The organism is Streptomyces sp. SID12488, assembly GCF_010548275.1.
Lineage (GTDB): Bacteria > Actinomycetota > Actinomycetes > Streptomycetales > Streptomycetaceae > Streptomyces.
In genome coordinates this window covers 837,065-854,027 of record NZ_JAAGLT010000001.1, presented here as the reverse complement: position 1 = coordinate 854,027, position 16,963 = coordinate 837,065, and the positions used below count along the sequence as shown (strand labels likewise).

17 protein-coding genes are annotated in these 16,963 nt (G+C 67.2%); 13 read left to right on the top strand and 4 right to left on the bottom strand.

Going from position 1 to position 16,963, the window contains the following annotated elements:
- Positions 1-207 precede the first annotated feature (207 nt).
- On the bottom strand, positions 208-921 hold the full coding sequence (locus G3I56_RS03965; protein ID WP_164407121.1) for a Crp/Fnr family transcriptional regulator: 714 nt from the start codon (positions 919-921) through the stop codon (positions 208-210).
- Positions 922-1,344: 423 nt separating this feature from the next.
- Here G3I56_RS03965 and rpsL point away from each other — a divergent pair, with 423 nt between their 5' ends.
- The 6 genes from rpsL (at position 1,345) to G3I56_RS03935 (ending at position 10,126) form a co-directional block, all read left to right on the top strand.
- The gene (rpsL, locus tag G3I56_RS03960) at positions 1,345-1,716 is read left to right on the top strand and encodes a 30S ribosomal protein S12 (protein ID WP_164319046.1); all 372 of its coding nucleotides are present in this window, start codon (positions 1,345-1,347) and stop codon (positions 1,714-1,716) included.
- 2 nt (positions 1,717-1,718) lie between these two features.
- Entirely contained in the window at positions 1,719-2,189 is a 471-nt protein-coding gene (rpsG, locus tag G3I56_RS03955; protein WP_164319043.1) for a 30S ribosomal protein S7, read from the top strand.
- A 39-nt stretch (positions 2,190-2,228) separates the two neighbouring features.
- Positions 2,229-4,355 carry an elongation factor G gene (gene fusA / locus G3I56_RS03950; RefSeq protein ID WP_164407120.1) on the top strand — a complete coding sequence of 709 codons (2,127 nt, stop codon included), beginning with the start codon at positions 2,229-2,231 and terminating at the stop codon, positions 4,353-4,355.
- A gap of 142 nt (positions 4,356-4,497) precedes the next feature.
- A complete protein-coding gene (gene tuf, locus G3I56_RS03945; RefSeq protein WP_164407118.1) occupies positions 4,498-5,691 on the top strand; it encodes an elongation factor Tu in 1,194 nt (397 codons plus the stop codon).
- A 215-nt stretch (positions 5,692-5,906) separates the two neighbouring features.
- Complete coding sequence (locus G3I56_RS03940; protein WP_164407117.1) at positions 5,907-9,014, top strand: glycosyl hydrolase 115 family protein; 3,108 nt, start codon at positions 5,907-5,909, stop codon at positions 9,012-9,014.
- Between the two features lie 41 nt (positions 9,015-9,055).
- On the top strand, positions 9,056-10,126 hold the full coding sequence (locus G3I56_RS03935; protein ID WP_164407116.1) for an endo-1,4-beta-xylanase: 1,071 nt from the start codon (positions 9,056-9,058) through the stop codon (positions 10,124-10,126).
- Between the two features lie 57 nt (positions 10,127-10,183).
- Here G3I56_RS03935 and G3I56_RS03930 read toward each other — a convergent pair whose 3' ends face one another.
- Together G3I56_RS03930 and G3I56_RS03925 are read right to left on the bottom strand one after the other, a co-directional pair.
- Complete coding sequence (locus tag G3I56_RS03930) at positions 10,184-11,092, bottom strand: GNAT family N-acetyltransferase (protein ID WP_239134654.1); 909 nt, start codon at positions 11,090-11,092, stop codon at positions 10,184-10,186.
- 69 nt (positions 11,093-11,161) lie between these two features.
- Positions 11,162-11,587, bottom strand: a complete 426-nt coding sequence (locus G3I56_RS03925) for an ATP-binding protein (RefSeq protein WP_164407115.1) — start codon at positions 11,585-11,587, stop codon at positions 11,162-11,164.
- Positions 11,588-11,727: 140 nt separating this feature from the next.
- Here G3I56_RS03925 and G3I56_RS03920 point away from each other — a divergent pair, with 140 nt between their 5' ends.
- Genes G3I56_RS03920 through G3I56_RS03910 form a run of 3 tightly spaced genes read left to right on the top strand, consistent with a single transcriptional unit; the run spans position 11,728 to position 13,637 of the window.
- A complete protein-coding gene (locus G3I56_RS03920; RefSeq protein ID WP_164407114.1) occupies positions 11,728-12,591 on the top strand; it encodes a helix-turn-helix transcriptional regulator in 864 nt (287 codons plus the stop codon).
- Positions 12,588-12,776 (top strand): DUF397 domain-containing protein, encoded by a 189-nt coding sequence (locus G3I56_RS03915; RefSeq protein ID WP_164407112.1) that lies wholly within the window; start codon positions 12,588-12,590, stop codon positions 12,774-12,776. Before G3I56_RS03920 ends, G3I56_RS03915 begins: the two co-directional genes overlap by 4 nt.
- 27 nt (positions 12,777-12,803) lie before the next feature.
- Entirely contained in the window at positions 12,804-13,637 is an 834-nt protein-coding gene (locus G3I56_RS03910; RefSeq protein ID WP_164407111.1) for a hypothetical protein, read from the top strand.
- Between the two features lie 40 nt (positions 13,638-13,677).
- Here G3I56_RS03910 and G3I56_RS03905 read toward each other — a convergent pair whose 3' ends face one another.
- Complete coding sequence (locus G3I56_RS03905; RefSeq protein WP_164407110.1) at positions 13,678-14,379, bottom strand: hypothetical protein; 702 nt, start codon at positions 14,377-14,379, stop codon at positions 13,678-13,680.
- 493 nt (positions 14,380-14,872) lie between these two features.
- Here G3I56_RS03905 and rpsJ point away from each other — a divergent pair, with 493 nt between their 5' ends.
- From rpsJ to rplW, 4 genes are read left to right on the top strand one after another with little or no spacing between them, the layout of a single operon-like run.
- Complete coding sequence (gene rpsJ / locus G3I56_RS03900; protein WP_003948644.1) at positions 14,873-15,181, top strand: 30S ribosomal protein S10; 309 nt, start codon at positions 14,873-14,875, stop codon at positions 15,179-15,181.
- A gap of 17 nt (positions 15,182-15,198) precedes the next feature.
- Positions 15,199-15,843, top strand: coding sequence for a 50S ribosomal protein L3 (gene rplC, locus G3I56_RS03895; protein ID WP_164318993.1), 645 nt, complete (start codon positions 15,199-15,201; stop codon positions 15,841-15,843).
- 7 nt (positions 15,844-15,850) lie between these two features.
- Entirely contained in the window at positions 15,851-16,507 is a 657-nt protein-coding gene (rplD, locus tag G3I56_RS03890) for a 50S ribosomal protein L4 (RefSeq protein WP_164407109.1), read from the top strand.
- Positions 16,507-16,926 (top strand): 50S ribosomal protein L23, encoded by a 420-nt coding sequence (gene rplW / locus G3I56_RS03885; RefSeq protein ID WP_164318987.1) that lies wholly within the window; start codon positions 16,507-16,509, stop codon positions 16,924-16,926. Before rplD ends, rplW begins: the two co-directional genes overlap by 1 nt.
- Positions 16,927-16,963 lie beyond the last annotated feature (37 nt).

Here is a 16,963-nt window from a genome sequence, read left to right as displayed (position 1 = left end):
CCTTCGACACGGGATTGCTTGCAGCAAGCGTGGCGGTGGTGTGGGTTGCGGAGTGAGGGCGGATGACGCAGTCGGAGTGTGACGGGATACACAGAAGGGGTGTTTCGAGGTGCGGGTTGGCTGGTGTTGCCGTCTGCTGGGGGCTGCCGCCCCCAGACCCCCGCTTCGGCCCTGAAGGGGCCTCGTCCTCAAACGCCGGACGGGCTGTTAGTCGCCGGCCGCTGCGATCCTTCGCAGGATGTCCGGGCGGCGTATCAGCATCGCCCGCCTTCCCGTTTCCACCGCCTCCTTCTCGCGGAGCTCGCGCAGCAAGCGCTGGACCATCTCCCTGGAGGCGCCCACCGAGCCCGCCAGTTCCTGCTTGCTCAGGGGGACGGAGAGTTCGATGCCGTCGGGGGTGCGGCGGCCGTGGGTGCGGGCGAGGTCGAGGAGGAGTATCGCGAAGCGCTCCCTTACGTTCATGGACGCGAACTCCAGGCGGCGGCGGTCCGCGGCCCGGGTGCGGTCGGCCGTGAGGCCCAGCAGTGCGAACGAAACAGCTGGTGAACGGCCCAGGAAATCCTTGAAGCGCTCGTGTTCGACGACCACCGCCCGCACCGCCTCCAGCGCGGTCACCGTGGCCGAACGGGGGCGCCCGGTGAGCGCCGCCGACTCGCCGACGATGTCGCCGGGGCCGCGCAGCGAGAGGAGCGCCTCGTAGCCGTTGGCCGCCGACGCGGTGACCTTCGTCCAGCCCTCGACCAGGAAGAGGACGTGTGAGGAGGGCTCGCTCTGGTGGATCAGGGTCACCCGGGTGGCGAAGTTCAGATCGCGCCCCAAGGCCAGGAGGGCCGTGCGGTCTTCCTGTTCGAGGCGGGCGAGGAAGGGCACCCGGTCGTCCAGGCCCCCGTCGTCCGGTGAGTACGCGGCCGTCCTGATCACGCTCAGCCCTCGAATCGTCGCAGAATCCCCGCAGCGGATGGATCAAGGTACTGAACAGGCGGTCTCGCAGGGTCGTAAAGGGTGTGATTCAGCCACCTCGGCCCGTAAATGATCGGAGGATGGCGGAAGCTGTCATAGGCGGTCAAAGGAGGGCTCGCAGGCCGTCCGAAGCCCGGCGTGTCGCACCCGCCTCCATTTGTTTTGACCGAAGTCGTTGAGGTAGGTACGCTCAGACCTTGTGCCTGGGGTGTGCCCTGGTCCTCGTGCGTGCCTTCGAACCGCGCGGGGAGCCGTAAGTGACCACCGCAATCTGCGCCCTTCCCGCCTCGCGGTGGGAGTCTGCAGTATTCGACACACCCGACCGCGTGGGTCGGCGATGTTCCAGGTTAGCTTCACCATCGGCACACAGAAACCGGAGAAGTAGTGCCTACGATCCAGCAGCTGGTCCGGAATGGCCGGCAAGACAAGGTCAAGAAGAACTTGACGCCCGCGCTCGAGAACTCGCCTCAGCGGCGTGGCGTCTGCACGCGCGTGTTCACGACCACCCCGAAGAAGCCGAACTCGGCCCTGCGTAAGGTCGCGCGTGTGCGTTTGACCAGCGGGATCGAGGTCACCGCTTACATTCCGGGTGAGGGACACAACCTGCAGGAGCACTCCATCGTGCTCGTGCGCGGCGGCCGTGTGAAGGACCTGCCCGGTGTTCGCTACAAGATCATCCGCGGTTCCCTCGACACCCAGGGTGTCAAGAACCGCAAGCAGGCCCGCAGCCGCTACGGCGCCAAGAAGGAGAAGTAAGAATGCCTCGTAAGGGCCCCGCCCCGAAGCGCCCGGTCATCATCGACCCGGTCTACAGCTCTCCTCTTGTCACGTCGCTGATCAACAAGGTCCTGATGAACGGCAAGCGCTCCACTGCCGAGCGCATCGTGTACGGCGCCATGGAGGGCCTGCGCGAGAAGACCAGCAATGACCCGGTCATCACGCTGAAGCGCGCGCTGGAGAACATCAAGCCGACCCTCGAGGTCAAGTCCCGCCGTGTCGGTGGTGCGACGTACCAGGTTCCGATCGAGGTCAAGCCCGGTCGCGCCAACACGCTCGCGCTGCGCTGGCTGGTCGGTTACTCCCGCGCCCGTCGCGAGAAGACGATGACCGAGCGTCTGCTCAACGAGCTTCTCGACGCTTCGAACGGCCTCGGTGCGGCCGTCAAGAAGCGCGAGGACACCCACAAGATGGCCGAGTCCAACAAGGCCTTCGCGCACTACCGCTGGTAGTCGCACCCCACATCGAGACCGAGAGAAGACCGAAGCCTTATGGCTACCACTTCACTTGACCTGGCCAGGGTCCGCAACATCGGGATCATGGCTCACATCGACGCGGGTAAGACGACCACCACTGAGCGGATCCTCTTCTACACCGGCGTCAGCTACAAGATCGGTGAAGTCCACGACGGCGCTGCCACCATGGACTGGATGGAGCAGGAGCAGGAGCGTGGCATCACGATCACCTCTGCTGCCACCACCTGTCACTGGCCGCTTGAGGACAACGACTACACGATCAACATCATCGACACCCCCGGGCACGTCGACTTCACCGTTGAGGTAGAGCGCTCGCTGCGCGTCCTCGACGGCGCCGTCACCGTGTTCGACGGCGTTGCGGGTGTCGAGCCGCAGTCCGAGACGGTGTGGCGTCAGGCCGACCGTTACGGCGTGCCGCGCATCTGCTTCGTCAACAAGCTCGACCGGACCGGCGCGGAGTTCCACCGCTGCGTCGACATGATCCGGGACCGCCTCGGCGCGGTGCCGCTGATCATGCAGCTTCCGATCGGTTCCGAGATGGACTTCAAGGGCGTTGTGGACCTGGTCCGCATGAAGGCGCTCGTGTGGTCCGCCGAGGCGGCCAAGGGCGAGATGTACGACGTCGTCGACATCCCGGCCACGCACGTCGAGGCTGCCGAGGAGTACCGCGGCAAGCTGGTCGAGGCCGTCGCTGAGCACGACGACGACATCATGGAGCTGTTCCTGGAGGGCCAGGAGCCCACCGAGGAGCAGCTGTACGCCGCGATCCGCAGCGTCACCATCGCGTCCGGCAAGTCCAACGGCGTCACGGTCACCCCGGTGTTCTGTGGCACCGCGTTCAAGAACAAGGGCGTCCAGCCCCTGCTCGACGCGGTTGTGCGCTACCTGCCGACCCCGCTCGACGTCGAGGCCATCGAAGGCCACGACGTCAAGGACCCCGAGGTCGTCGTCAAGCGCAAGCCGTCCGTGGACGAGCCGCTGTCCGCGCTGGCGTTCAAGATCATGAGCGACCCGCACCTGGGCAAGCTCACCTTCGTCCGGGTTTACTCGGGCCGCCTGGAGACCGGCACTGCGGTGCTGAACTCCGTCAAGGGCAAGAAGGAGCGCATCGGCAAGATCTACCGCATGCACGCGAACAAGCGTGAGGAGATCGACGCGGTGGGCGCGGGCGACATCGTCGCCGTGATGGGTCTGAAGCAGACCACGACCGGCGAGACGCTCTGCGATGACAAGAACCCGGTGATCCTGGAGTCCATGGACTTCCCGGCGCCGGTCATCCAGGTCGCCATCGAGCCCAAGTCCAAGGGTGACCAGGAGAAGCTGGGTGTAGCCATCCAGCGTCTCGCGGAGGAGGACCCCTCCTTCCACGTTCACTCGGACGAGGAGACCGGCCAGACCATCCTCGGTGGTATGGGCGAGCTGCACCTCGAGGTGCTGGTCGACCGTATGAAGCGCGAGTTCAAGGTCGAGGCCAACGTCGGCAAGCCGCAGGTCGCGTACCGCGAGACGATCCGCAAGACCGTCGAGCGTCACGACTACACGCACAAGAAGCAGACCGGTGGTACCGGTCAGTTCGCCAAGGTGCAGATCGCGATCGAGCCGATCGTGGACGGCGACGCTTCGTACGAGTTCGTGAACAAGGTCACCGGTGGCCGTATCCCGCGGGAGTACATCCCCTCGGTGGACGCCGGTGCGCAGGAGGCCATGCAGTTCGGCATCCTGGCCGGCTACGAGATGACTGGCGTCCGCGTCATCCTTCTCGACGGCGGCTACCACGAGGTCGACTCCTCCGAACTGGCGTTCAAGATCGCCGGCTCGCAGGCCTTCAAGGAGGCCGCGCGCAAGGCCAGCCCCGTGCTCCTGGAGCCGATGATGGCCGTTGAGGTCACCACGCCCGAGGACTACATGGGTGAAGTCATCGGTGACATCAACTCCCGCCGTGGCCAGATCCAGGCCATGGAGGAGCGTGCCGGTGCCCGCGTCGTGAAGGGCCTCGTGCCCCTCTCGGAGATGTTCGGCTACGTCGGTGACCTCCGCAGCAAGACTTCGGGTCGCGCAAGCTACTCGATGCAGTTCGACTCCTACGCCGAGGTTCCCAGGAACGTCGCCGAGGAGATCATCGCGAAGGCCAAGGGCGAGTAACGCACCCCCTTTACACGCTTTAGGCTTGACCCGACCGCCGGGGGAGACCCGGGAGGGAAATCCCCGGCGGACGGCATCCCAGCAAAGATCACCTGGCGCCGATGAGTAAGGCGTACCAGAACCACTCCGCAGGAGGACCCCAGTGGCGAAGGCAAAGTTCGAGCGGACTAAGCCGCACGTCAACATCGGCACCATCGGTCACATCGACCACGGTAAGACGACCCTCACGGCCGCCATTACCAAGGTGCTGCACGACAAGTTCCCCAACCTGAACGAGGCCTCGGCCTTCGATCAGATTGACAAGGCTCCGGAAGAGCGTCAGCGCGGTATCACGATCTCGATCGCGCACGTCGAGTACCAGACGGAGGGTCGTCACTACGCCCACGTCGACTGCCCGGGTCACGCGGACTACATCAAGAACATGATCACCGGTGCCGCGCAGATGGACGGCGCGATCCTGGTCGTGGCCGCCACCGACGGTCCGATGCCGCAGACCAAGGAGCACGTGCTCCTGGCCCGCCAGGTCGGCGTGCCGTACATCGTCGTCGCCCTGAACAAGGCCGACATGGTGGACGACGAGGAGATCCTGGAGCTCGTCGAGCTCGAGGTTCGTGAGCTCCTCTCCGAGTACGAGTTCCCGGGCGACGACCTTCCGGTCGTCAAGGTCTCGGCGCTCAAGGCGCTCGAGGGCGACGCCGAGTGGGGTCAGTCGGTTCTCGACCTCATGGCCGCCGTCGACGAGGCGATCCCGACCCCCGAGCGTGACGTCGACAAGCCGTTCCTCATGCCCGTCGAGGACGTCTTCACGATCACCGGTCGCGGTACGGTCGTCACCGGCCGTATCGAGCGTGGTGTCCTGAAGGTCAACGAGACCGTTGACATCATCGGCATCAAGCAGGAGAAGACCACCACCACGGTCACCGGCATCGAGATGTTCCGCAAGCTGCTCGACGAGGGCCAGGCGGGCGAGAACGTCGGTCTGCTCCTCCGTGGCATCAAGCGCGAGGACGTCGAGCGCGGCCAGGTCATCATCAAGCCGGGCTCGGTCACCCCGCACACCTCGTTCGAGGCGCAGGCGTACATCCTGTCCAAGGACGAGGGCGGCCGTCACACGCCGTTCTTCAACAACTACCGCCCCCAGTTCTACTTCCGTACCACGGACGTGACCGGTGTCGTTACCCTCCCCGAGGGCACCGAGATGGTCATGCCGGGCGACAACACTGAGATGACCGTCGAGCTCATCCAGCCCATCGCCATGGAAGAGGGCCTGAAGTTCGCTATCCGTGAGGGTGGCCGGACCGTGGGCGCCGGCCAGGTCATCAAGATCAACAAGTAGTTCTTGTTGGCTTGACAGCCTGACCCCGGCAGCTCTCACGAGCTTCCTGAGGAGGCCCGTACGACTTCGGTCGTACGGGCCTCTTCGCTGTGCCCGGGTTTGCCTGGTTGCTGTAACGAAACTATTCGGCGCGCACGACCCGTTCCCCCCGCTGGTCACTCCCCCCACTATTTGTCATGCCACTGACCAAATTCGGGCGGAGGGGTGGGTACGTCATGTCTGGGTCCGTCAGCCGAAGGGCTGTGCTCGGTGCGGGGGCCGGTCTTGCCGCGGTGCCGGTGCTGTCGGGGGTCGCGTGGGCTGGGGAGGGCGCGGTGCGCCGCACGGACTCCGGTGCGTACATCTCGTTCACCGGCGGCGCGTTCGCGGTTGTCGGGGCGCCGGTCGTCGTCAGCGCCGAGGACCACCCCGGAGTCGTACGCGTCGCCGGTGACCTGCGGGACGACATCGAACGCGTCACGGGTGTACGTCCGGCCGCCACCATCGCCCGCGAGGTGATCCTTGTCGGCACGATCGGGCGCAGCCCGCTGATCGACGGTCTGATCCGCGCCGGCAAGCTGGACGTCAGGGGCATCGCCGGCCGCTGGGAGACCTCGCTCCAGGCGGTCGTGGAGCGCCCGATGCCCGGCGTCGACCGGGCGTTCGTCATCGCGGGCAGCGACCCGCGCGGCACGATCTTCGGGGCGTACGACGTCTCGTACGGCATCGGAGTCTCGCCCTGGTACTGGTGGGACGACGTGCCGCCGGTCCACCGGGACGCGGTGTACGTGCTGCCGGGGAGGCATACACAGGGCAGCCCGGCCGTGAAGTACCGGGGCGTCTTCATCAACGACGAGAACCCGGCACTGGGGACCTGGGCCCCTCGCTTCTTCGGCCCCGGAAAGGCGCCGGGTCACCCCGGAGGCTTCAACGCGGCCTTCTTCGAGCGGGTCTTCGAGGTGCTGCTGCGCCTGAAGGCGAACTATCTCTGGCCGGCCGTGTGGGGCAGGGCGTTCGCCGAGGACGACCCGGAGAACCATGCTCGGGCGAAGGCGTACGGCATCGTCATGGGCACGTCCCACGAGGCGCCGATGATGCGGGGCATCGAGGAGTGGAACCGGCACGCGGTACCGGCCGTGCGCGACAGCGCGGGGAACGTGGTTACTCCGGGGCGGGACCCGTACGGGGGCACGGGAGAGTGGTCGTACCGTCGGAACGCGGCGGCCGTCCGGGCCTACTGGCGGGACGGCATCCAGCGGATGGTGGACGAGGACTTCGAGGGCGTCGTCACCCTGGGCATGCGCGGCAACGGCGACACGAGCCTCCCGGACGGCGACGGCATCGAGCTGATGCGGGAGATCATCGGGACGCAGCGCGAAATCATCGCGGAAGTGACCGGCAAACCGGCGCGGGAAACCCCGCAGGTGTGGACCCTCTACAAGGAGGTCCAGCGCTACTGGGACCGGGGGCTGCGGGTGCCCGGCGACGTCACCGTCGTCCTGACCGACGACAACTGGGGCAACATCCGCAAGCACCCGGACCCGGCGGAGCCGGCGAGGAGCGGCGGATACGGCCTGTACTACCACTTCGACTACGTGGGCGTCGGCCGCAACTACAAGTGGGTGGACACCACCAACCTCCAGAACCTCTGGGACCAGCTCCACCAGGCCCACGCGTACGGCAACCACGGCCTGTGGGTGGCGAACGTCGGAGACCTGAAGGGCAACGAACTCCCGGCGGAGTTCTTCCTCGACTACGCCTGGAACCCGACTCGTTGGGATCTGTCCAACCTGGAGGAGTGGGAACGCCGGTACGCCCGCCAGAACTTCGGCGCCGAGCACGCGACGGCGATCGCCTCGATGCTCGCCGAGTACGGGCGGCTGCAGGCCCGCCGCAAGCCCGAGTTGCTCAACCGCCGCATCACACTCGACCCCGCGAAGGACCCGACGAAGGACGAGTCGGCGATCGTGTACGACGACCAGGAGACCCCCTTCGCCTTCGGCCACCGGGAGTTGGAGCGGGCGACGGAGGACTGGCGGAAGCTGGGGAAGGAAGCGGAACGGGTGGGCAGGCGCCTGCCGGCCCGGTCGAAGGACGCGTGGTACGAGCTGGTCGGATACGCGGTGGAAGCGACCGCCAACCTGTACGGCCTGCGCGAGGCCGAGTTCAAGAACCTCCTCTACGCATCGCAGGGGCGGGCGGCGACCAACGACCGGGCGACGGAGGCGGAAGCCGGCCTGGAACGGGACTTCGCGCTCGCCGACCGCTTCAACCACCAGGTGGCGAGCGGCAAGTGGGAGGGCTTCCAGACCCAGCCGCACATCGACTACGGGGACGTGGCACGGTACGGCCCCAACGCGCCCTGGCAGCAGCCGGAGAAGGACAACGTGGCGCTCCCGGATGTGCTGTTCCCGGCGGTGCGGCGCGTGGAGCTGCCGGTGGGCGGGGAGTTGGGGGTGGCGGTCGACGGATCCGAGGACTCGGGGGAGTGGTGGCCGGGGGGATCCTCCGGTCCGGCCGCGCTGCCGGTGTTCAGCCCGTACCAGACGCGGCCCGGCCAGTACGTCGAGGTGTTCAACCGCGGGCGTACGCCCTTCGAGTACCGGGTGGAGTCGTCGGTGCCGTGGCTGGTGGTCGACCGGAGGAGGGGGCGGGTCGAGCAGCAGGTGCGGTTGGCGGTTTCGGTGGACTGGGCGCGGGTGCCGGAGGGGCGTACGGATGCGTTGCTGACGGTGTCGGGTGCGGGGGCGTCGGTCACGGTCGGGTGCGCCGCGGAGAAGCCGTCGCGCAAGCAGCAGCGGGGGCTGCGGGGATTTGTGGAGGCGGGGGGCTATGTGGCGATCGACGCCGACAACTACGCGCGACTGGTGGGGAGTTGGCGGCGGCTGGACCGCATCGGCCGTACGGGAGCGGGGATGACACCGTGGCCGGTGACGGCTCCGCGCCGCACGCCGGGTGGGGCTTCGTCCGCACGCCTGGAGTACGAGGTCGGCCTGCTGGCGGCGGGTGAGGTGACGGTGTGGGCGTATCTGTCGCCGCGCAACCCGACGCTCCCGACGGGCGGGCTGCGCTACGCGGTCTCGTTCGACGGGGCCGAGCCGCAGCAGGTCGACATCCACGCGGTCACGGGTGCGAACGACGGCCTGATGAACAAGCAGTGGGCCCGCCACACGTCCGACAACGTGAACATGACGGCGACCAGGCACACGGTGGCTGCGGCGGGCGTCCACCGGCTGAAGTTCTGGGTGGTCGACCCGACGGTGGTGGTGCAGCGGCTGGTGATCGACACGGGCGGGCTGACACCGACGTATCTGGGGCCGCTGGAGAGCCGGCGCGTTCGCTGAGCACGAGCAGGCAGGAAACACACCGAGTGAGGGGACCGTACATGAACGTCTTCCGCATGCCCGTTTCCGCCGTGGCGCTGGCGGGGGTGGCGCTCCTGATCACCGGCGCGGGTGCGCAGCCGGCGTCGGCGCACCCGAAGCCCGTCCCGCTGCGGACACTGGCGGCCGGTACCGGCGTACGCATCGGTACCGCCGTGGACATGGCGGCGCTGGCCGACGACACGATGTACCGCAGAACGACCGCACGGGAGTTCAACTCGGTGACGGCCGAGAACGTCATGAAGTGGGAGTCGGTGGAGCCGACCCGGGGGACGTACGAGTGGGGGCCGGCGGACGACCTGGTCCGCTTCGCACGGGCGCACGGGCAGGCGGTACGGGGACACACGCTGGTGTGGCACAACCAGTTGCCGGGATGGCTGACGGCGGGGGTGGCGGACGGCTCGATAGGGGCGGAGGAGTTGCGGGGGATACTGCGGGACCACATCACTGCCGAGGTGAAGCGGTACAAGGGCCGGATTTACCAGTGGGATGTGGTGAACGAGGTCTTCGAGGACGACGGCTCGTTCCGGAACTCCATCTGGCTGCGTGAGCTGGGCCCGTCGTACATCGAGGACGCCTTCCGCTGGGCCCACGCGGCCGACCCGAAGGCCAGGCTGTTCCTGAACGACTACAACGTCGAGGGCGTCAACGCGAAGTCGACCGCCTACTACGACCTGGCGAAGCGGCTGCGGGCGCAACGGGTCCCGGTCCAGGGCTTCGGCATCCAGGGGCACCTGGCCATCCAGTACGGCTTCCCGGGCCAGGTCGCCGAGAACCTCGCCCGCTTCGAGAAGCTGGGCATGCAGACGGCGTTCACCGAGGTCGACGTACGCATGATCCTGCCGGTGGAGGAAGGGAAGCTGGCGGCGCAGGCGACGTACTTCCGGGGGCTGCTGGACGCGTGCGTCCAGGCGCGACGCTGCACTTCGTTCACGGTGTGGGGCTTCAGCGACAAGTACTCGTGGGTGCCTGGGGTCTTCGGCGGGCAGGGGGCGGCGACGCTCATGGACGAGGAGTTCGGGCGGAAGCCGGCGTTCGCGGCGGTGGGTGAGGGGCTGAGGGAGGGGGCCTGACGGTTTCGACAGGATGCCGGGGATGCCGGGGACTCGTACCCGATCCCGGTGTCAGGGTCAGAGGAAGTGCCCGCTGGCCAGGTAGGGAGCCGGGGCAGGCATGTCACGGACGGCGATGTAGCCCTCCTGGCCGATGTCGAGACGGGCGGCGAGGCCGACGTCGACCGCCCACTGGTTCGGCGTGGTGATGCAGTTGACGAGGGTCCGCCCACGCGCTGAGGCCAGGGCCTCCCACAGCAGGCTCTGCGCGGTCTCGGGGCGCGCGGCGGCGAGCAGGGATGCTCGTCCCCGGTCGTCGATGTAGACGTACCCGGGTTTCTCGCGGTCCTCGGACACGACCAGTCGCAAGGTGTCGAGCATGTAGAAGTGGTCGGGGCCGTGGCCCGCGCCCCGGAGGTCCCGGTCCAGCCGGTCCATCCACTCGAAGTCGTCAGCCCGGCCCTCCCTGAGGCCGCCGATCGCGGGGAGCGTGGACCGGTCGACGGTGCCCGTCATCCGCATCTGGGGGTGCAGGGAGAAGCCCGCGAGCCGGTAGCGGCGGGTGGCGCCGGGGTGGACGCTGGACGAGAAGATGCCGGGGCGCCCGGCGGCGTGGGCGAGGGCGGCGTCGATCAGGCGCTTGCCGAGGCCCTGTCCCTGGTGGCTGGGCAGGACGCCGTAGGTCGCGAGGAACCAGAGGCCGTCGCGGTTCTGCGAGATGGCGAACCCGACTGTCCGGTCGGACCGGTCGGACCGGTCCGATCCCGTCTCCTTCTCCACGGCGACCCAGCAACCATCCGGATCCACGCCCAGGAAGAAGCGCATCCGGTCGATCCACCGCTTCGAGGTGATCGCCGAACGCGGCTCGGCCTCGGGATCACTCACCCGCCTGGTACTGCTCTCCGCCTCGAAGAAGGTCACGGCGGAAGCCCGTTCCGCTGATGGGAGATCGGCTTCTTCCATCGGCCTGACCGATACGGAGTCCATTCGGGCAGGGTAGGTAACGGCCGGGCCGGGCCGCATCAGGGTTTCGCGCCTCCCGCTCCCCTCCACCCCTCATCCCACCCCGCACTCCGCCCAGACCGTCTTCCGAGGGCGCGGCCCCAGCCACACGCCCCACCGGTCCGCCAGCGCCTCGACGATCACCAGCCCCCGCCCCGACTCGCTGTCCGGCGCCGACTCCCGCACCCCCGGCAGCAGGTCGTCCCGGGTGTCCGTCACCTCGATGCGGAGGGTGGCGCCGATGACGTACAGCATGAGCCTGAAATCGCGGCCCGGTACGCGCCCGTGGGTCACCACGTTCGCCGCGAGTTCCGCGACGAGGTGCTCCGCGGGGTCCAACGGGAGTCCCCAGTCGCACAGTTGCTGGACGGCGAGCTGACGGGCCTGCCGGGCTCCACGGGGCGTGGGCGGCAGCAGGGCGCTGAAGTTGCGGATGTGGCCGGGGTGTTGGGTCCGGTGATCGGCGGTTTCCTGATTCATGTCACTCAGCGTGGCTGAACATGCTTGCCTTGACGTGCGGTGACGCCTGTGCGTATCCGCGCTGTCCGGTTCTTGTCTCGCTCTGTCTCGGCTGTCTCGGATGACGTGCGGGTACGGGTGCGCGTTGGAGGTGGGTGGGCATGAGCAACGAAAACGAAGGTAACCAGGGTGTGGACGAGTCCGGCTGGGATCTCGAACCCGGCGACGAGAGTGCGCCGTTGATCGAGGCGGTCGGGCGACTCGTCAGGTTCTGCCGTGAGCAGGCCGGGATGAGGGTGGCCGACTTCGCCCAAGTCATGGGGTACGGCGAGGACATGATCCGCAAGATCGAGCGCGGGGCGCGGATCCCGAGGGTGGAGTTCCTGGACCGGGCCGACGATGTTCTGAACGCGCATGGGCACCTGCGGGCGTTCATGGAGGACGTGGAGAGGGCTCAGTACCCGAAGAAGGTGCGTGAGCTGAAGGAATTGGAGGACCGGGCCGTTGAGATGCTGCTGTACAGCAACCACAACGTCCACGGGTTGTTGCAGACGCGGGAGTTTGCGCAGGCGCTGCTCGCCACTTGGCGGCCCAAGCTCTCGGTCGAGGGCCTGGACGGGGCTGTCGCCGGGCGCATGGCTCGGCAGGCCGTCTTCCAGCGGGAGCCCGCTGCAGAACTCAGTTTCGTCCAGGAACAGGTGACTCTTGAACGCCCGATCGGCGGGACAATGGTGCTGCGCCGACAGCTCGAACACCTGCTGGAGATCGCCCAATTGCCGAACGTCGAGTTCCAGGTGATGCCGACGGCACGCGCGGATCACCCGGGAACAAGCGGTCGTATCCAGGTGCTGAAATTCGGGGACGGGACGGGAGCCGGGCGCACCGACGACGAGTTCGGAGGACGGCCGGTCTCCAGCCCGAGGCAGCTCCAGATCCTCGAACTGCGGTATGGCATCATCCGGACTCAGGCGCTCTCCCCGGGGGAGTCGCTGGCCTTCATCGAGCAAGCGCTGGGAGCACTATGAGCGCCACGGAACTCAACTGGTTCAAGAGCAGTTACAGCGACAGCAGCAACCCCAGTGACTGCGTCGAGATAGCCACAGCCCCCGGTGCCGTCCACATCCGCGACTCCAAAGCCACCCAGGGCCCCCGCCTCACCCTCGCCCCCACCACCTGGGCCGAGTTCATCTCGTACGCTTCCGGCAGTTGATCGAGTAACTGCCAGAAGAAGGTGTGCATGAACGCAGGTATACGGGGCCGAAGACGTACCGTCGCAGTGATCGCGACAGCCGGAGCCCTCGCGCTCTCGGTGCTCAACGCGCCGGCCGCGCAGGCGACGGACACGGGCATCGTCGTGACGGACCTCGTCATCAACGACAACAAGCCGATCGTTGTCGGCACTTCGAGGGTGGTGGAACCGCCCGTCAGCCTCTACGTGACCCTGCCTGCCGGGTACAGCACGGCCGATCCGTTCCGCTGGGACGTGTCCCCCTTCCTTTACCGGGGAAGCCTGGCCAACTATGGGCACAACTACGTGGGGCTGGGCAGTCTCACCTGCTACGAGCTCAGCTCCCGGAAGGCCCGTTGTGAGGGTCACCTCCGTATCGATCCCGATCCGACGCACTACGAAGTCGACTCCAACAGCGACGCCACAAAGTGGAAGATCGCCTTGCACCTCATGCTGTTCAAGGCCAATGGCAACCTCCAGGCCGAGGAGCGTGAGTCGAGGCCGGGAACCGTTCCCCTCCGACGCGCCGCGAATCTCACAGTCGCCGACGCCACCCCCGAGCCGGTCGCCAAGGGCAAGAAGATCACCGTCGCCGGCAAGCTCACCCGGGCGAACTGGACCACCCACAAGAACGGCCCCTACGCCGGCGCCAGCGTGAGACTCCAGTTCCGCGCCAAGGGCGCGTCCGCCTTCAAGACGCTCAAGTGGGTCACCACCAACAGCGCGGGTGCCCTCCGCACCCAGGTCACGGCCTCCACCGACGGGGACTTCCGGTGGATGTTCTACGGCAACGCCGTGACCGGCACCGCGACCAGCGGCCAGGACTACATCGACGTGCGCTGACCGTCGTACGACGTCACCGAGGTCGTACGCAACCGTCCGGTCAGTGAGTGAGCCGTGCTCCCAGCAGGGGCAGCAAACGCTCCCGCAGTAGTCGCCGGGCCGGGTCCCAGGACGGCCACAGGAGTTTGTGGTGGGTGCCGTCCGTCATGACCACCTCCAGACCGGAGGTGGTCACCCCGCCGTGCAGGCGCGCCGCGCCCATCCCCGCGAACGAGATCACCTTGTTCGTGGGATGGGCGGCCAGGACGGTCTCCGCGTCGTGGGCGATGAGCCGGTACGGGTCCCGTGTGGTCAGACCGGAGCCTCCGGAGTTCACCAGTGTCGTCAGCAGACCGCTGCGGATGCGCAGCAGGCCCTCGGGGAGCAGCCACAGCTCGCCGTGGATCCAGTCCAGCCAGCCGGTCGTACAGGTACTGGTCAGCAGGCGGGCCTGTACCAGGCGTACGCGGGACGCGCGGGCCACCGATTGCGTCAGCAGCGCGCTCCACGCGTCGAGGGACGAGACCCGGTGGCGTTCTCCGACAGGCTCGGCCGCCGAGAGGAAGAAGACTCGCGCCCGGCCGGCTCCGTGCAGTTCCACGGTGAGCTGGACCTGCCGGGACGGGGACTCGATTTGTACGGCCAGGGCGCCCGCGTCCCGTGACCAGAGGACGTCCGAGACCTGCAGGCCCTCCGCCCGCCAGGCCCGTATGTGCGATTCCAGGCGGGCTGCCGCCTCGTTCAGGTCCATGTCGTGCGTCACACCGGAATCATGGCCGATGCCGCCGACCGGGGGACACGCGCCGTGCGCGTTTGACCTTCGTCACCCTGGGGGTATTCTCTCCGGCTCGATTGGCGGAGGCGCTGCCCCGTATGGCAGACTGTCCGAGTTGCTCGGTCGAGTTGTCGATGCTGCGCGCCTCCCGCCGGGAGGACCGAAAGCGAGTCCCACAGTACTCGTCGCCCAATCTGTCGTAAGGCAGCGCTGGGGCGGACGTACGGGAATCTTTCGGGAAGCGTCAGTGCGGCACCGGCCAGGCGCCCGGTGGGTTCGCGTCAGGAGAATTTGACGCAGTCGCCCCCGGCCCGCGGTTCCGGAAGGGCCGTGCTTCCCGTGCAGGGACGTCTCATATGGGACATCTGTGTCGGTGAGAGCGCGACACACCCGACCGCGTGGGTCGGACAAGCAGGACGACGAAGTGAGTACGGAACACCGGGTTCCAGAGCGTACGAAGAGACAGGACTACTGAGTAGCCATGGCGGGACAGAAGATCCGCATCCGGCTCAAGGCCTACGACCACGAGGTCATCGATTCCTCGGCGAAGAAGATCGTCGAGACGGTGACACGCACTGGTGCGTCGGTCGCGGGCCCGGTGCCGCTGCCCACTGAGAAGAACGTGTACTGCGTCATCAAGTCCCCGCACAAGTACAAGGACTCGCGGGAGCACTTCGAGATGCGCACGCACAAGCGCCTGATCGACATTCTCGACCCGACGCCCAAGACCGTTGACTCTTTGATGCGACTCGACCTCCCGGCCGGTGTCGACATCGAGATCAAGCTCTAGGGGACGGTGATCTGAGAATGGCTAAGCAGATCAAGGGCATCCTGGGCGAGAAGCTCGGCATGACGCAGGTGTGGGACGAGAACAACCGTGTTGTTCCCGTCACCGTCGTCAAGGCCGGTCCGAACGTCGTGACCCAGGTCCGTACGAATGACTCCGACGGCTACGAGTCGGTCCAGATCGCCTTCGGCGAGATTGACCCTCGCAAGGTGAACAAGCCCCTCAAGGGTCACTTCGCCAAGGCTGACGTCACCCCCCGCCGCCACCTCGTCGAGATCCGTACCGCTGGTGCCAGCGAGTACACCCTCGGCCAGGAGATCACCGCCGAGACCTTCGAGGCCGGCGTCAAGGTGGATGTGACCGGCAACAGCAAGGGCAAGGGCTTCGCCGGTGTCATGAAGCGTCACAACTTCCATGGTCTCGGCGCCGGCCACGGTGTCCAGCGCAAGCACCGCTCTCCCGGCTCCATCGGTGGCTGTGCCACCCCTGGCCGTGTCTTCAAGGGCATGCGCATGGCGGGCCGCATGGGTAACGAGCGGGTCACCACCCAGAACCTGACCGTCCACGCCGTTGACGCGGAGAAGGGTCTGCTGCTCATCAAGGGCGCGATTCCTGGTCCGAACGGCGGCCTCGTCCTGGTCCGCACCGCGGCCAAGGGGGCCTGAGGTACCGATGAGCACTGTTGACATCCTTTCGCCCGCTGGCGAGACAACCGGAAGCGTCGAGCTCCCCGCGGAGATCTTCGGCGTAGAGAAGATCAGCATCCCGCTGCTTCACCAGGTCGTCGTCGCACAGCTGGCCGCTGCCCGTCAGGGCACGCACAAGACCAAGACCCGCGCCGAGGTCCGTGGTGGCGGTAGGAAGCCCTACCGTCAGAAGGGCACCGGCCGCGCCCGTCAGGGTTCGACCCGTGCGCCGCAGTTCGCAGGCGGTGGCGTCGTCCACGGCCCGCAGCCGCGTGACTACTCGCAGCGGACCCCGAAGAAGATGAAGGCCGCGGCCCTGCGCCACGCCCTCACCGACCGGGCCCGCAACGCTCGAATCCACGTCATCACCGGCGTGATCGAGGGCGACACGCCTTCCACCAAGGCCGCGAAGAGCTTCCTCGGCAAGGTCAGCGAGCGCAAGAACGTGCTCCTGGTCATCGAGCGCTCCGACGAGGCCGGGCTGCTTTCTGCCCGCAACCTGCCCCAGGTGCACATCCTGGACCCGGGCCAGCTGAACACGTACGACGTTCTCGTCTCGGACGACGTGGTCTTCACCCAGGCCGCTTTCGAGTCCTTCGTGTCCGGCCCCAAGGCCACTGACACCGAAGGGAGCGAGGTCTGATGGCGATCCGTCACCCCGCCATTGCCTCCAAGGCGGCCAAGGCCGCCAAGGCCGCGCGCGTCGCCAAGGCGAAGCGTCACGAGGCCGAAGGCAAGAACACCGTCGTCACGCCGGTCAGCAAGTCGTACACGGACCCCCGTGACGTCCTGCTGAAGCCGGTCGTGTCCGAGAAGAGCTACGCGCTCATCGACGAGAACAAGTACACGTTCATCGTCGCTCCCGGCACCAACAAGACCCAGATCAAGCAGGCCGTCCAGGCGGTCTTCTCGGTCAAGGTCACCGGGGTCAACACGATCAACCGCATCGGCAAGCGCAAGCGCACCAAGAGCGGTTTCGGTAAGCGTGCTGACACCAAGCGCGCGATCGTGACCCTCGCCGAGGGCGACCGTATCGACATCTTCGGCGGTCCGGCCGCGTAAGCGGGTCGGATCGTCCGATATCGGACGAGGACTGAGA

Bases quoted from the DNA above. Each gene is read 5' to 3' on its own strand.
- rpsJ (WP_003948644.1), top strand. From the start codon at position 14,873: ATGGCGGGACAGAAGATCCGCATCCGGCTCAAGGCCTACGACCACGAG.
- rpsG (WP_164319043.1), top strand. From the start codon at position 1,719: ATGCCTCGTAAGGGCCCCGCCCCGAAGCGCCCGGTCATCATCGACCCG.
- rplC (WP_164318993.1), top strand. From the start codon at position 15,199: ATGGCTAAGCAGATCAAGGGCATCCTGGGCGAGAAGCTCGGCATGACG.
- rplD (WP_164407109.1), top strand. From the start codon at position 15,851: ATGAGCACTGTTGACATCCTTTCGCCCGCTGGCGAGACAACCGGAAGC.
- fusA (WP_164407120.1), top strand. From the start codon at position 2,229: ATGGCTACCACTTCACTTGACCTGGCCAGGGTCCGCAACATCGGGATC.
- G3I56_RS03920 (WP_164407114.1), top strand. From the start codon at position 11,728: ATGAGCAACGAAAACGAAGGTAACCAGGGTGTGGACGAGTCCGGCTGG.
- G3I56_RS03910 (WP_164407111.1), top strand. From the start codon at position 12,804: ATGAACGCAGGTATACGGGGCCGAAGACGTACCGTCGCAGTGATCGCG.
- G3I56_RS03935 (WP_164407116.1), top strand. From the start codon at position 9,056: ATGAACGTCTTCCGCATGCCCGTTTCCGCCGTGGCGCTGGCGGGGGTG.
- rplW (WP_164318987.1), top strand. From the start codon at position 16,507: ATGGCGATCCGTCACCCCGCCATTGCCTCCAAGGCGGCCAAGGCCGCC.
- G3I56_RS03925 (WP_164407115.1), bottom strand. From the start codon at position 11,587: ATGAATCAGGAAACCGCCGATCACCGGACCCAACACCCCGGCCACATC.
- G3I56_RS03930 (WP_239134654.1), bottom strand. From the start codon at position 11,092: ATGGACTCCGTATCGGTCAGGCCGATGGAAGAAGCCGATCTCCCATCA.
- G3I56_RS03915 (WP_164407112.1), top strand. From the start codon at position 12,588: ATGAGCGCCACGGAACTCAACTGGTTCAAGAGCAGTTACAGCGACAGC.
- G3I56_RS03940 (WP_164407117.1), top strand. From the start codon at position 5,907: ATGTCTGGGTCCGTCAGCCGAAGGGCTGTGCTCGGTGCGGGGGCCGGT.